Here is a 13,518-nt window from a genome sequence, read left to right on the forward strand (position 1 = left end):
GTAAGGCGGATTTACGAGCGGGATTTGAATGCCGTATGCATGAAAAAGGACAGCGCGGGCTGTCCTTGTCGTAAGTGCTTGCCATGTAAGGCAGTGATGGTGATCAGGGGCGTGGCAGGGTAACGCCGATTTGCCCCATGTATTTGCCGGCACGGTCGGCATAGGATACATCGCACACTTCGTCCGATTCAAAGAACAGTACCTGTGCCACCCCTTCGTTGGCATAAATCTTGGCCGGCAGCGGGGTGGTATTGGAAAACTCCAGTGTGACGTAGCCTTCCCATTCCGGTTCAAAAGGCGTGACGTTCACGATGATGCCGCAGCGTGCATAGGTGGATTTCCCCAGGCAGACGGTTAACACCGAGCGCGGGATACGGAAGTACTCAACGGTGCGGGCAAGCGCAAAACTGTTGGGCGGGATGATGCAGTAACCCTTGCCGGATACTTCGACGAAGGAGTCGGGATCGAAATTCTTGGGATCAACAATGGTGCTGTTGATATTGGTAAACACCTTGAATTCATCAGCGCAACGAATATCGTAGCCGTAGCTGGAAGTACCGAAGGAGATGACCTTCTCACCGTTCACGTTTTTGATCTGATTATGCTCAAACGGCTCGATCATGTTGTGATCCTGTGCCATACGGCGGATCCACTTGTCGGATTTGATGCTCATGGTCGGGGGTCCGTCAGGAAAATAGGTAATGGGCCAGATTCTAAACGGTATGCTGCGGCAGAGCCACCGTTGCAGCGGCTTTCAGGCCGGAGGCCCGAGTGTTGGCCGCGTCTGGTTGATATCGCTCAAGACATCTCCTGATGGTTGCGGGGCAGACCTTACCGTGAGTAGGGAATAGTGCGTACAATAATGCAAATTATTCGCGTTATTGGTGTCAAGCATGGTGTCTCTGGACAAGTTTCCTGCGGGGTGCAAAGGGGTGGTGGACAGTCTTGATCTGTCCGATGAGGCCTTTCGCCGGGTGGCGGCCTTTGGGCTGATTCCTGGCAGTCAGTTCAGTCTTTCCCGTCGTGCGCCATTTGGCGGTCCGCTGGTGCTGGAAGTGGGGTCCACCCGCTTTCTGCTGCGCCGCAGCCTGGCAAAATGCATTCAGGTACGGGTGGCTGCATGAAGCGATTTGCACTGATCGGTTTACCCAATACCGGTAAGTCCACCGTGTTCAATCGTCTGACCGGTATGTCGCAGCGGGTGGGCAACTGGCCCGGTCTGACGGTTGATCTCACGAGCGCACGTCTGGTGCTGGGCGGCAATATGGTGGAGCTGGTGGATCTGCCTGGTGTGAACGATCTGACTGGGTATACCGACGACGAAGCCGTGGTGCGGGATGTGTTGATGAGTACCGCCTTTGATGCGGCGGTACTGGTGCTTAATGCGGCCCAACTGGATCGCCAGCTACCGCTGGCGCTCCAGGTGCTGGCCAGTGGTCTGCCGGCGGTGCTGGTCCTGAACATGGCGGATGAAGCGCGTCTGCTGGGCGTGCAACTGGATGTGGATGCCTTGCGGCAGCGCCTGGGCATTCCGGTGCTGCTGGTTTCGGCCAAGCGCATGGAAGGCTGGCCTGGGCTAATGGAGGCGCTGAACCGTCAGGCGGCGGCTAAGCACGCAGCTTGCCACGCGGCACTGGACATGGTGCCGGAAACGCGTGAGGCCATTGCGCTGGCACATGCCCGGCTGGCCGGCGCATGGTCGCTGCCACCGGTATTGCCGCCGGGCATCACCGAGAAGGTGGATGCCTGGCTGATGCATCCCTGGTTTGGTTTGCCTCTGTTTTTTGCCTTCATGGCCATGTTGTTCAACCTGACTTACCAGATTGGCACCCCGTTGCAGGATGTGGTGAGTGCTGGGCTGGACTGGTTCAAGGAGGCTGCGCTCGCACCCTGGACCAGCGCCTTGCCAGCCATCGTGCAAAGCCTGTTGCTCGATGGCATCTGGCAAGGGGTATCCACGGTGATAACCTTTGCCCCCATCCTGTTTGTGTTTTTCATCCTGATGGCCATGGTGGAGGATAGTGGCTATCTGGCCAGGGCGGCCTACCTGACGGATGCCTTCATGGCCCGCCTGGGGCTGGATGGCCGTGGTTTTGTCATGCAACTGATGGGTTTTGGCTGCAATGTACCGGCCATTTTGGGAAGCAGAGTGATGCGGGAGCGCAAGCAACGTCTGCTGACCATGCTGATCATTCCCTTCTCCTTATGCTCGGCCCGTTTGCAGGTAGTGGTGTTTTTTGCCGGCATCCTGTTCCGGCCTCAGCAGGCTCCCTGGGTGTTACTGCTGCTGTACCTGCTGAGTTTTGCCGTCGCGATTTTCACTGCATGGGTGTTCAAGCATCGTTATCAGGGCAATGAAGCGTTTTTGCTGGAAGTGCCGCCCTACCGTCTGCCCGGCTTGCGTCATATGCTGATCCGTGCGCTTGGTGAGGTGCGAGCCTTTCTGGAGCTGGCCTCCAGCTTCATCCTGATGGGGGTGGTACTGGTGTGGCTGGTGTCGCACATTCCGGCGGGGGACAACAAGACGCTGGCTGACATGCTGGGTAGCCTGATGGCCCCTGTACTGGATCCAATCGGCATCAAGCATGAACTGGCAGTTGCCTTGCTGGTGGGTTTTGTGGCCAAGGAAATCCTGCTGGGTGGTCTGGCCGTGATTTATGGTGTGCCGGAGGCCGGACTGGGGGCGGCATTGCTGCACCATCTGGATTGGGCATCTGCCATGAGCTTTCTCATTTTCACCCTGGTATATGTACCTTGCCTGTCTACCGTGGCAGCGATACGACGAGAGTCGAAAAGTCGCTCCTTTACCGCGCTTTCGGTTGGCTGGTCGGTGTTGCTGGCCTGGGTGCTTGCCTTTGTGTTCTACCAGGGAGTGCATCTGCTGCGTTGATACTGCCCGGCGGACAAGGCCGCAGGGACAAACACTCGCTGGCTGGCTGTTTGTCCCTTCTGCTTGATATGGCGCAGAACCGAGGTCAAGGCCTGGCGGCACACTGTCGCTTTTGATTGTCGGGGACGAAAGCATGCGGGTAGACCTGTCTGTATCCTGGCTTGGTCTGACCATGGCCAATCCTTTGTATAACGCCTCCGGTGTGATGTGTCGTTCTGTTACCGAGCTGGAACAAGTGCGCCATTCTGCAGCCGGTGCGGTCATCAGCAAAAGCTGTACCTTGCAGCCAAGAGATGGCAATCCTGAGCCGCGTTACCACGCCACCGCCTTGGGCAGCATCAATTCCATGGGCTTACCCAATGCCGGCTATGCCTATTACCGCGATTATGCCCGCAGCTATCCTTACGCGCAGGGCAAGCCCTTGTTCCTGTCCATCTCGGGAATGACACTGGAAGACAATCTGAGCATGCTAGCGGATCTTGCAAGCAGTGCCTTACCTTGTATTCCCGAGGTGAACCTGTCTTGCCCCAATCTGCCAGGCAAGCCGCAATTGGGCTACGATCCGGATGCCTGTGCCATCACCCTGGCCGAAATCAGCCGTATCTACAGCGGTCCGTTTGGCGTCAAGCTGCCACCGTATTTCGATCCGGTGCATTTTTCCCAGATGGCGGATTTGCTCAATGAGTTTGTCGGGCTGCGTTTTGTCACCTGTATCAACTCCATTGGCAATGGCTTGGTCATCGATCCTGATACCGAAAGCGTGGTGATCAAACCCAAGGATGGCCTGGGCGGGCTGGGCGGAAGTTATGTGTTGCCGACAGCACTGGCCAATGTCCGCGAATTCGCTCGCTTGCTACATGGCAAGCATGTGGTGGGCTGTGGTGGCATCAATAGCGGCCGCGAAGCATTCATGCACATTCTGGCTGGGGCAACAGCTGTTCAGATTGGTACTTGTCTGTATGAGGAGGGTGAGGGCGCTTTTGCCCGTATCCTGGATGAATTGCGTGCCTTGATGCTGCAAAAGGGCTATCGCTGTTTGGATGATTTCCGTGGCAAGCTGAAAACGCTCTAGCCATACGGTTTTCATCACAAGGGCCCCAGCGGGGCCCTTGCTGCATTTCACGCATCTTAGTCAAAGCGCCAGCAGGCCATGGACAATGAACCCATGCGCCAGTCATCGTGCAGCTTTGCAGGTGTTGCATCATCGGATGCTGCCCCCATGACCACGAGCAGAGGATTAAAATGTTCATCGGTCGGATGATTTTCACGCGCCAGCGGGGCAAGCTGTTTCCAGTGCAGGATATCTTGCTGCCGGTTGTCCTGCAGTGCCTGGTCCATCCAGCCGGCAAATGCGGCTGCCCATGGCTGCGGTGTACTGCCATCCGCGCTTAGCTGCCACAGATTATGTGTGTAGCTGCCCGAGCCGATAATCATCACATTGTCTTCTCGCAGTGTCCGCAGTGCGCGTCCCATCTGGAAGAACGTGTCGGCGCTGGCACCATGCGGGAGAGACACCATCACCAGCGGGATATCTGCCTGCGGGTACATCAGCATCAATGGGGTCCACATGCCATGATCCAGACTGCGCTGGTCGGTGGTGCCCACCCGTAATCCCGACTCACGCAGCTTGGCGACAACATCAGCTGCCAGTTTCAGATCGGTACTGGCTGGGTAGCGCAGTGTGTACAGAATGGACGGAAAGCCGCCAAAGTCATACATGGTGTCAGGCTTGGCTGCCAGATTCACCATTGGGATACTACTTTCCCAATGCGCCGACAAAATAATGATGGCGCGTGGGCGCGGCAAGGTTTGACCTAGCTGTGTCAGAAAATGGCGGGTCGGACTCTCTTCGATCGGAAGCGTCGGTGCGCCATGAGAGATGAATAGTGCTGCTTGTCGGTTGCTCATGTTTGTTCTGCCTGCAGTGATTGCCATGTAAACAGCTTAATCAGGTTTCCATGTTAAAAAAATGGCCATTTACTCATTATTTTGTTTACTTATGGTGAATAGTGGCGCAGGCAAGTGACAAACGGCATGGGTCTATCAGGCTGGGTGGCTGGCCGCATTCTGCACAGATGGAAGGTGGCTATCCTGTGCCGCAGTTTGCAGTTGCAGACCCCATCCGCTGCAGACAATAAGGATGCCAAGAACGATGCGGATGTGCTGCCACTTGGTGATGGCAAAGTGCTGGCTGTGCTGACTGGCTTGCATGGTGAACTCCGTGCGGTGATGATCTTGCATTCATTTTATTGAGAATAATTCGCAAGTAAAATTTATCTTTTCAAAATTGCGATTGATATTGTTAATTGCGATGGGCGAAAACATTGTTTTTTGCCGGATAGTGCCTACGGCATGTCCTGCCTGAGTGGATGGCCTGGCTTGCAAGCCATCTTCCTTCCTGCGGTGGCCGGATGGCCGTGCTGGCAAAAAAAGAGCCGCACTGCCCAAAGGCAGCGCGGCTTGTGCTCACTGCTCCGCCAGGATGATCAGTTCAGATCGTAGCGGTCAGCATTCATCACCTTGGTCCAGGCGGCAGCAAAGTCCTGGATGAACTTTTGCTGGTTATCGTCCTGGGCATACACCTCGGCATAGGCACGCAGAATGGAGTTGGAACCGAATACCAAGTCAACACGGCTTGCCGTCCATTTCACTGCACCGCTACTGCGTTCGCGAATCTCATACAGATTGCGTCCTGCCGGCTTCCAGGTATAAGCCATGTCAGTGAGGTTGACGAAGAAGTCGGTGGTCAACTGGCCTGGACGATCGGTAAACACCCCCAGCTTGCTGCCGCCATGGTTGCTGTCCAGCACCCGCAGGCCACCAACCAGAACCGTCATTTCACTGGCAGTCAGACGCATCAGTTGCGCGCGATCCAGCAGCAATTCCTCTGCACTGACGGTAAAGTCCTGCTTCAGCCAGTTACGGAAGCCATCTGCCAGCGGTTCAAGCACTGCGAAGGAATCGGCATCGGTCTGTTCTGCCGTAGCATCACCACGACCCGGCGCAAAAGGCAGCGTCAGTGTATGGCCGGCTGCCTTGGCGGCCTGTTCGATGCCGACATTGCCACCCAGTACGATGACATCCGCTACGCTGATGGAGAACTCTGCAGCGATTTTCTCGAGTACCGCCAGTACCTTGGCCAAGCGGGCCGGTTCATTGCCTGCCCAATCCTTCTGCGGTGCAAGACGGATGCGGGCACCGTTGGCACCACCGCGCTTGTCCGAACCACGGAAGGTGCGTGCGCTGTCCCAGGCTGTGCTTACCAGTTCGGCAATGCTCAGACCGCTGGCGGCAATCTTTGCCTTGACTGCGTTTACATCGTAATCGGTACGACCTGCCGGGACCGGGTCTTGCCATATCAATTCTTCCTGCGGGGTATCCGGCCCGATGTAGCGGGTTTTCGGACCCATGTCGCGGTGGGTGAGCTTGAACCAGGCGCGGGCGAATACATCGGAGAAATAGGCCGGATCCTTGTGGAAGCGCTCGGAAATCTTGCGGTATTCCGGATCAACTTTCATGGCCATGTCGGCATCCGTCATGATAGGCATGCAGCGGATGTCCGGGTTTTCCACATCAACCGGCTTGTCTTCCTCGCGGATATCGATCGGCACCCATTGCCAGGCACCCGCCGGGCTCTTGCTCAGCGTCCATTCATGACCCAGCAGCATGTCGAAGTAGCCGTTGTCCCACTGGGTGGGATGGGTAGTCCAGGCACCTTCAATGCCGCTGGTTACGGTGTCGCGGCCAATGCCGCGGCTGCTGTGGTTCATCCAGCCCAGGCCCTGTTCTTCCAGATCGGCACCTTCCGGCGCAGGTCCCAGGCGTGATGCATCACCATTGCCGTGAGTCTTGCCGACAGTGTGGCCACCTGCGGTCAGGGCAACGGTTTCTTCGTCATTCATTGCCATGCGTGCAAATGTCTCACGGATGTCGTGCGCGGTCTTTTGCGGATCCGGCTGACCATCCACCCCTTCCGGGTTGACGTAAATCAGGCCCATCATCACAGCGGCCAGCGGGTTTTCCAGATCACGCTTGCCGGAGTAGCGGCTGCCTTCACTACCGCTGGGTGCCAGCCACTGCTTTTCCGAACCCCAGTAAATGTCCTTTTCCGGATGCCAGATATCTTCGCGCCCAAAAGAGAAACCAAAGGTCTTCAGCCCCATGGACTCGTAGGCCATATTGCCGGCCAGAATCATCAGGTCTGCCCAGCTAAGCTTGTTGCCGTATTTCTTTTTGATTGGCCAGAGCAGGCGGCGCGCCTTGTCCAGGTTGGCATTGTCCGGCCAGGAGTTGAGCGGGGCAAAGCGCTGATTGCCAGTACCGGCGCCACCACGACCATCGGCGATGCGGTAGCTGCCGGCAGAGTGCCATGCCATGCGGATCATCAGGCCACCGTAATGACCCCAGTCTGCCGGCCACCAGGATTGGCTATCAGTCATCAGGGCCTTCAAGTCCTGCTTCAGGGCCTCGACATCCAGCTTTTTCACTTCCTCACGGTAGTTGAAGCCCGCACCCATCGGATTGGTCTTGCTATCGTGCTGATGCAGGATGTCCAGATTGAGCGCGTTCGGCCACCAGTCGGTGTTGGACATGCTCGATTGCGTCATGCCACCGTGCATCACCGGACATTTGCCGGCAGAACCTGTATTTGTATTCGCCATCTCGTGCTCCTGTTAAATGTGCTGTGAGTTGTGTACGGATGTCTGGCCCTGCCAGATTGAATCCATGTCTTGCCAGAGTGATTTCCTACCAGATGCCGGCTCAGCCCGGCCCGTTACTGCATGGCAGAGAAGGCTGCCAGCATGTCGAGCAAGACTTCCTGCCAAGTTTGTTGCTTGTGCATGGCGCTCTCCATTTGTATTGGATTGATAGTCTTATTTGTACTGCATGACCTGTTCTTTTTTACTGGGCTAATTCCTGATTATTGATAGGAAAATTCCCAACAAATCGAAACCAGTGTATTGCTGCGGGTGGCTTTCAACGCTGCATGGCAGTCTCTGACTTGCAGTGATTATGGTTTGTTGCAATAGATTTGTTAAATTGATTGTTGTAAATCCATTGTTAGATTTGTGCTATCGAAAAAAAAGAGCCCGCAGGCTCTTTAGTATTGCATGGTTGCTCGGCTGTCAGTCCCAGGGAGGGACAATGGCATCCGCAGCTACTGGTTGGCCATTGTCCTGGCTGGTATTGGCTTCCTTGGCCGGGTGCCGTTCAGACGGGGTGCTGGCCTGACTGTCTTCCAGCCCACCTAGCGCCTCGATCAGCGCATCTACCAGTTCACCCAGCTCCTCGCTCATCAAGGTGAAGGTCGCTTCAAACAGGCTTTCGCGATCATCACCGGCCTGACTGGCTTCTTCCTGCAGGACGTCCAGAAACTGAATGCGCTTCAGTTGCAAGGTATCGGTGAGCATGAAGCGGATTTTTTCCTGCCAGATCAGCCCGACACGGGTTACCTGCTTGCCAGTGGCAATATGCTGGCGGATTTCATCTGCAGTCAGATCCATGCGGGTACAGCGGATGACAGCACCGTTTTCGCTACCATCCTTCAATTCGCAATCGGCATCCAATTCGAAGCCAAACGGGGCTTCTCCGGCAGCCAGCCAGTCCGTCATGGCCGTATGTGGAGCCAGCTTGGTGCGTGGCAGGGCGGCAGGGAAGGGGGGCAATGCTTCGCGCAGCTTGGAGACCAAGGCCTCTGCCTTGCTGGCGGTGCCGGAGTCCACCATCATCCAGCCTCGACGGCAATCCAGATAGGCAGTGGTGCGGTGGGTACGGACAAAGGCGCGCGGCAACAGATCATCGGTAATTTGTTCTTTGAGCGCCAACTTCTCCTTGCGGCCAACCTTGCGCAGTTCTTTTTCTTCGATCTCCTGGACTTTGAGATCCACAAAATCGCGGATAACCCCGGCTGGCAAAACCTTGTCCTCCCGCTTTAGCGACAGTAACTGGCAGTCTCTGGCATGAAAGACCGGGCTATCCAGATGCGCCGCTGGTGCGACCCAGCCTTCACTGAACCAGTCCAGGCCACCACAGTGCTGGAAGGGGCTTTTTTCCAGTGCCTGGGAAAGTTTGCCTGTTTCATGCAGGGATTCGCCGGTCAGGCGATAAAAAGATAGTTGCTTAAACCACATAAATGTTCCATAATGCGCGTCCTCTGATGTTGCTGATTGTAACCCGGAAACGGGCCAAAAGCTGACGCCAGAATGCAGAAATAGTTGGTAGCGGAGTGTAGCTTAGCCTGGTAGAGCGCTACGTTCGGGACGTAGAGGCCGGAGGTTCGAATCCTCTCACTCCGACCAGAATTTCTGTAAAAACTGTTGCAAAAATCAAAATTTAGAGTTAAATTGCACATCTCGCAGTTTTAAATGCGAAAAATCGGAGTGTAGCTTAGCCTGGTAGAGCGCTACGTTCGGGACGTAGAGGCCGGAGGTTCGAATCCTCTCACTCCGACCAGATTCGAAAAAGCCTTGAATTTCTTCATAGAGACTCAAGGCTTTTTTACCAAGTTGGTTAGCCGGTATAGCTCAGTTGGTAGAGCAGCGCATTCGTAATGCGAAGGTCGGGGGTTCGACTCCTCTTACCGGCACCATGTAAAGCAAAAAGGGTTACAGTGATTTTTCCTGTAACCCTTTTTTATTTTTCCCGCAGTCAAACCATGATGTAAGCCAATTTGGGCAATCTGGGTCTATTTCGCTGTTCCATTGCAGCTTTTCTCTTTTTCAGCTTTTCTCTTGGCTGTGTACTCCCCTTGCTCTTCCGTAGTGCGTGACGGTAAGGCGCTTTGCAACGGGTAACGGATGGACGTTGGTCTTGAAGCGTCGGAACACCATCTGACGGGGCGTGCCGCCGCTCCAAGGATGTGCTAACCAATGCCTGATCAGGCAGACATCTCTGTCAGCCACTGTTGCAAGGTTCTGGGGAGGAGCCCAAGCACAGTCTGAGCGCTTGTTTCTATTGCGATTGCGTTTGCGCTGGCCTGTGCCTGAGCTTGATAGCCTGCAACAACCCCTGCTGCTGCACCTTGACCAAACAGCGGTGCGATCATTTCTCCAAATGCTTCGGGCTTAATGCCATGGAAGGACACCGGCTTGCTCAAATAATGCGCAAAAGCTGCTGCAAGATTCTGCCCCGTGATGCCTGGTGCCTGGCCGACCCCCACGATGCCAGTAATCGCGCTATCGGTCAGGAGGCGCTCTACAACTTCGGCAACGTCCAGATGCGAACTCCAGGATACGGGGTAGTCTGCCCGTAGCGGATAGCGCAGAATTCCTTCAGATTTTACCGGGCCAAGCACGACCGGATTAAGCAGGTTCTCCAAGAACAGGCGTGGCGCTACGACAGCCAGAGAAACACCTGTTTGCTGGACTTCTCGAATCAGCGTCGAGATGGCACTTTCAGGTGGATTTTGCAGTGGCGAACCTGGCTCATCCACTACCCACCCACTTGTAGAAATCACCACGCGCTTGGGCTTGGTGCGGGCGATGGCTTGTGCGATGTTGTGTGCGTACTGAAGACGATCAGCCTCCGCGGCTACAGGAAGATGGATGAAGACGCCTTCCGCTCCTTGGTATGCCGCTGTCAGCGAATCCACCGCAGCATTGTCAAGCGCAACCGCCGGCAGATCCTTGACCGCAGACGGGTGACGAACAGCGGCAACTGCAGGCTTGCCGGCACGAATCAGGCGTGCAAGGACTGGGCCGCCTTGGGCGCCCGTCGCGCCGTGAATCACGTAAGTCATGGGTTTTCCTTTCAATGGTGCATTTATTGAAGTATTAATGGTGTATTCTGTGAACTGGTTACGTCAAATGCACTATTGGAGAAATTTTGGATAAAGCGCAAAAAAAAATGCCTTGCTGTGGTGTGGCAAGGTTTCTGACACTGCTTGATGGTCCTTGGGCGACGCTGATCGTGCGAGAGTTGCTGCACGGACCACAACGGTTCACTGAGCTAAGGCAGGCGCTACCAGGCATCAGTGCGCACACCTTGACGCACCGGCTCAAAGGCTTCGAGCGACATGGCCTCGTCACACGTACCGCGTATGCCGAGACACCGCCAAGAGTCGTATATGAACTTACCCCGCTTGGTGAGGGCCTGCGAGATGTACTGGAGGCTATGCGTGCCTGGGGGGATTCTGTGCCGGAGGAGGCTGTGGCAAATGAAGTTGATCACAATGTGACGGATGCCGCGGCAGTCCTTGCCAGCGCTGAATGTCCGTTTAGCTCGCCACCGCAGATTTCTCACGACACACGCGATGAGCATTAAGAGCCGCTAATAAAATTCCAGATTCTGCGTTGCGCCTGCTTGCGCTATGGCTTTACTGCCTGCGTCGGCACACCAGGGCGTAGGCGCTTGGCCTTGCTTGGTCAGCCACTCCAAAGGCAAACGCCCCGGTGGATTTGCTGTTGTCAGCAGCGGATGGTGCTCGCCATTTTGGCCGTGCTGCTGATGGCGCCATCTCAGACCTTGGTAAAGCGAGGCCGTGTTCACCTGGGTTTGCAAGCAGCTGTAACTGACTGTTCAGATGTAATGCAACCCAGTGTGCAAGTGCATGCAGTAAGGCAGAGAGCTGAAATGCTCAGGCTGAAACGGCCAAGCTGGCGTTATTTGATGTGGATTCCTCTTTCACCGCACTTCAGGACTGGATGACGGGCTGTTGAATGTCACCAAAACGGAAGGCAGAGGTGACGCCACCGTCCATCAGGATGTCACTGCCGCTGATGAAGGTTCCATCCGGCCCCATCAGCAGGGCGGCAACATGTCCTACTTCATCCGGTGTGCCGGCACGACCGACCGGGCTGGCTTCAATCATGCGACGGTATCCGGCTCCACGAGGGCCATTGAGCTCATCATTTGCCAGCGGGGTAATGATGATGCCGGGGCTGATGGTGTTGACCCGTGCGCCCCGTTGACCCCAGCGTACTGCCTCCGCCATGACGCGTAGTGAATTGCCGCGCTTGGATAGTTGGTAGGCATGCAGGGTATCCACCACCTTGTCCGGCTGCAGGAAATCCAGCTGCAGAAGTTCTTCCACCGGCGTCATTGCGAGTGCCCGGTCTTGTTCTGCCGGTAGTGCTGGCAAGCGATGGCCAGATTGCGAGGCAATAACAACTGCCGAGCCGCCATGCGCGATGACATTGCCAAACAGTTCCAGGACTAGTGCGGTGCCATAAAGATCAACGCGCAAAATGGTTGCTACCGGTGCCTGGGATGGGGAGACGCCGGCGGCATGAATCACGCCGGTAATCGGCCCCAGTTGTTGTGCCTGTTCAACCAGTGCTTGCACCGATTCACGTGAACTCACATCCACACTGGCGGCAGACGCAATGAACCCTGCATTACGGAACTGAATGGCAGCTTGTTCTGCATCTTGAAGACTCAGTGAGGCCAGCAGGATCTGCTTGTTTACACCAATACGCCGCGCAATAGCCTGGCCAATCAAGCCGGCACCAACAACGACAACCACTTCTTTTTGCATGATCTCGATTCCTATCAGTGTGTATGTGCTCACTATAGAAAGTTGAGTATCAATCGAATAGTCGATAAAAAATTGCATCAGAAGCAATTTTTTATTGATAATTGTTGGCATAGTCCATCCGAACCGCGTCCCATGCCGATCAATGAATTACGCTCCATTTCCATGTTTGCCAAAGCGGTGGAGTTAGGGAGCATCCGTAAGGCTGCGCTGGCGCAAGGCGTATCCGCGCAGGCGGCGACACAGGCCATTTCGATGCTGGAAAAGCACTTGGGGGTAAGGCTTCTGCATCGCACCACGCGCAGCCTGGCCTTGACGGAGGAGGGACAGCAGTTTCTGGAGGATGCCCAGCCCGCACTGGCTACGCTGGAACGTGCGGTCAATACCGCAAGGGCTGGCAAGGAGGGGATTGCCGGGCCATTACGCATTGTCGGACCCAAGTCTTCATTTGCCAGCATCCTGATGCCGCTGCTGGATCAGTTCTGCCAAATAAACCCTGGGGTAAGACCGGATGTGCAGCTGGATGATGGCCTGGGCGACTGGGTGCTGGACCGGGTGGATGTCGGTTTTCGTATTGGTGCGTCTGCCCAGGAAGGGGTGATCAGCCGTCGCTTGTTCCCGGTGCAGTTAATTGTGTGTGCTTCCCCGGCTTATCTTGATCGCTACGGTATGCCAACAACAACGGACGAGTTAAGTGCGCACCGTTGCAGCGTGTTCCGCCATCCGGTGACGGGCAAGGTAGCGCCTTGGTACCTGACCGTGGATGGTAAAGTCGAACAGCGACATTTCACGCCTGCCTTTTGTAGCAACGACACTGAGCTGGAAGTACAAGCCGTGCTTGCCGGACAGGCGATTGGGCAATTGGCCAATCTGTCTGTAGCCCCTCATATCCGTTCCGGCACGCTGATTCCGCTGTTTCTGTCGCATATCAGTTCACCGATTTCACTCCATGTGTATTACGGCAGCCGCAATGCATTGCCAGTACGGGTCAGGGCTTTTCTCGATCTGGCGATTGCCAGCCTGCTGGACAGTCGTGAGTTCATCCTGTCTGATGCAGAGCTTGCAGCGGCACATGCAGCTTACTTGGAGCGGTTGGCATCATAGCGCAGCGGAGCGTATGCACAGCGTTGGCTATCGTGTTGGGATGTTGACTGCA

At 55.7% G+C, this 13,518-nt stretch carries 11 protein-coding genes, 3 tRNA genes and 1 pseudogene; 8 read left to right on the forward strand and 7 right to left on the reverse strand.

What is annotated here, in order from left to right; translation table 11 throughout:
* Window positions 1-103 precede the first annotated feature (103 nt).
* Window positions 104-673 (reverse strand): dCTP deaminase, encoded by a 570-nt coding sequence (dcd, locus tag DLM_RS02445; protein ID WP_089084954.1) that lies wholly within the window; start codon window positions 671-673, stop codon window positions 104-106.
* 220 nt (window positions 674-893) lie between these two features.
* On the opposite strand from dcd, the gene DLM_RS02450 reads away from it, so the two are divergent.
* The 3 genes from DLM_RS02450 to DLM_RS02460 all read left to right on the forward strand — a co-directional run bounded on the left by DLM_RS02450 (window position 894) and on the right by DLM_RS02460 (window position 3,962).
* Window positions 894-1,124, forward strand: coding sequence for a FeoA family protein (locus tag DLM_RS02450; RefSeq protein WP_089084953.1), 231 nt, complete (start codon window positions 894-896; stop codon window positions 1,122-1,124).
* Window positions 1,121-2,890 (forward strand): ferrous iron transport protein B, encoded by a 1,770-nt coding sequence (feoB, locus tag DLM_RS02455; protein WP_089084952.1) that lies wholly within the window; start codon window positions 1,121-1,123, stop codon window positions 2,888-2,890. The genes DLM_RS02450 and feoB overlap by 4 nt, the downstream gene beginning before the upstream one ends.
* Window positions 2,891-3,062: 172 nt before the next feature.
* On the forward strand, window positions 3,063-3,962 hold the full coding sequence (locus DLM_RS02460) for a dihydroorotate oxidase (protein ID WP_231960012.1): 900 nt from the start codon (window positions 3,063-3,065) through the stop codon (window positions 3,960-3,962).
* A 56-nt stretch (window positions 3,963-4,018) separates the two neighbouring features.
* On the opposite strand, the gene DLM_RS02465 is transcribed toward DLM_RS02460, so the two are convergent.
* The 4 genes and pseudogenes from DLM_RS02465 to DLM_RS02480 all read right to left on the reverse strand — a co-directional run.
* On the reverse strand, window positions 4,019-4,825 hold the full coding sequence (locus DLM_RS02465; protein ID WP_089084950.1) for a DODA-type extradiol aromatic ring-opening family dioxygenase: 807 nt from the start codon (window positions 4,823-4,825) through the stop codon (window positions 4,019-4,021).
* 108 nt (window positions 4,826-4,933) lie between these two features.
* Complete coding sequence (locus DLM_RS23265; RefSeq protein ID WP_167467024.1) at window positions 4,934-5,101, reverse strand: hypothetical protein; 168 nt, start codon at window positions 5,099-5,101, stop codon at window positions 4,934-4,936.
* Window positions 5,102-5,376: 275 nt separating this feature from the next.
* Window positions 5,377-7,551, reverse strand: a complete 2,175-nt coding sequence (gene katG, locus DLM_RS02475) for a catalase/peroxidase HPI (protein ID WP_089084948.1) — start codon at window positions 7,549-7,551, stop codon at window positions 5,377-5,379.
* A gap of 573 nt (window positions 7,552-8,124) precedes the next feature.
* Window positions 8,125-9,021, reverse strand: a pseudogene (locus DLM_RS02480) (recombination-associated protein RdgC); the annotation flags it as partial.
* A gap of 91 nt (window positions 9,022-9,112) precedes the next feature.
* Here DLM_RS02480 and DLM_RS02485 point away from each other — a divergent pair.
* The 3 genes from DLM_RS02485 to DLM_RS02495 all read left to right on the forward strand — a co-directional run bounded on the left by DLM_RS02485 (window position 9,113) and on the right by DLM_RS02495 (window position 9,479).
* Window positions 9,113-9,189, forward strand: a tRNA-Pro gene (locus tag DLM_RS02485).
* Between the two features lie 77 nt (window positions 9,190-9,266).
* A tRNA-Pro gene (locus DLM_RS02490) sits at window positions 9,267-9,343 on the forward strand.
* Window positions 9,344-9,403: 60 nt separating this feature from the next.
* Window positions 9,404-9,479, forward strand: a tRNA-Thr gene (locus tag DLM_RS02495).
* Between the two features lie 288 nt (window positions 9,480-9,767).
* Here the strand turns inward: DLM_RS02495 and DLM_RS02500 are convergent.
* Window positions 9,768-10,628 carry an SDR family oxidoreductase gene (locus tag DLM_RS02500; RefSeq protein ID WP_089084946.1) on the reverse strand — a complete coding sequence of 287 codons (861 nt, stop codon included), beginning with the start codon at window positions 10,626-10,628 and terminating at the stop codon, window positions 9,768-9,770.
* 86 nt (window positions 10,629-10,714) lie between these two features.
* On the opposite strand from DLM_RS02500, the gene DLM_RS02505 reads away from it, so the two are divergent.
* Window positions 10,715-11,152: a winged helix-turn-helix transcriptional regulator gene (locus tag DLM_RS02505; protein WP_197715491.1), complete on the forward strand. Its 438-nt coding sequence runs from the start codon at window positions 10,715-10,717 to the stop codon at window positions 11,150-11,152.
* Window positions 11,153-11,522: 370 nt separating this feature from the next.
* Here the strand turns inward: DLM_RS02505 and DLM_RS02510 are convergent, their stop codons facing one another.
* The gene (locus DLM_RS02510; RefSeq protein ID WP_089084944.1) at window positions 11,523-12,365 is read right to left on the reverse strand and encodes an SDR family oxidoreductase; all 843 of its coding nucleotides are present in this window, start codon (window positions 12,363-12,365) and stop codon (window positions 11,523-11,525) included.
* A 42-nt stretch (window positions 12,366-12,407) separates the two neighbouring features.
* Between DLM_RS02510 and DLM_RS02515 the strand changes: the two genes are divergently transcribed.
* Window positions 12,408-13,466: a LysR family transcriptional regulator gene (locus tag DLM_RS02515; protein ID WP_231960014.1), complete on the forward strand. Its 1,059-nt coding sequence runs from the start codon at window positions 12,408-12,410 to the stop codon at window positions 13,464-13,466.
* Window positions 13,467-13,518 lie beyond the last annotated feature (52 nt).

Origin of the sequence: Aquitalea magnusonii, assembly GCF_002217795.2 — a bacterium.
In the GTDB taxonomy this organism is placed as follows: Bacteria; Pseudomonadota; Gammaproteobacteria; order Burkholderiales; family Chromobacteriaceae; genus Aquitalea; species Aquitalea magnusonii_B.

Excerpts from the sequence above, each read along its gene's own strand:
- DLM_RS02460 (WP_231960012.1), top strand. The coding sequence starts at position 3,063 with ATGGCCAATCCTTTGTATAACGCCTCCGGTGTGATGTGTCGTTCTGTT.
- DLM_RS02510 (WP_089084944.1), bottom strand. The coding sequence starts at position 12,365 with ATGCAAAAAGAAGTGGTTGTCGTTGTTGGTGCCGGCTTGATTGGCCAG.
- DLM_RS02465 (WP_089084950.1), bottom strand. The coding sequence starts at position 4,825 with ATGGCAATCACTGCAGGCAGAACAAACATGAGCAACCGACAAGCAGCA.
- DLM_RS02450 (WP_089084953.1), top strand. The coding sequence starts at position 894 with ATGGTGTCTCTGGACAAGTTTCCTGCGGGGTGCAAAGGGGTGGTGGAC.
- feoB (WP_089084952.1), top strand. The coding sequence starts at position 1,121 with ATGAAGCGATTTGCACTGATCGGTTTACCCAATACCGGTAAGTCCACC.
- katG (WP_089084948.1), bottom strand. The coding sequence starts at position 7,551 with ATGGCGAATACAAATACAGGTTCTGCCGGCAAATGTCCGGTGATGCAC.
- dcd (WP_089084954.1), bottom strand. The coding sequence starts at position 673 with ATGAGCATCAAATCCGACAAGTGGATCCGCCGTATGGCACAGGATCAC.
- DLM_RS02500 (WP_089084946.1), bottom strand. The coding sequence starts at position 10,628 with ATGACTTACGTGATTCACGGCGCGACGGGCGCCCAAGGCGGCCCAGTC.
- DLM_RS23265 (WP_167467024.1), bottom strand. The coding sequence starts at position 5,101 with ATGCAAGCCAGTCAGCACAGCCAGCACTTTGCCATCACCAAGTGGCAG.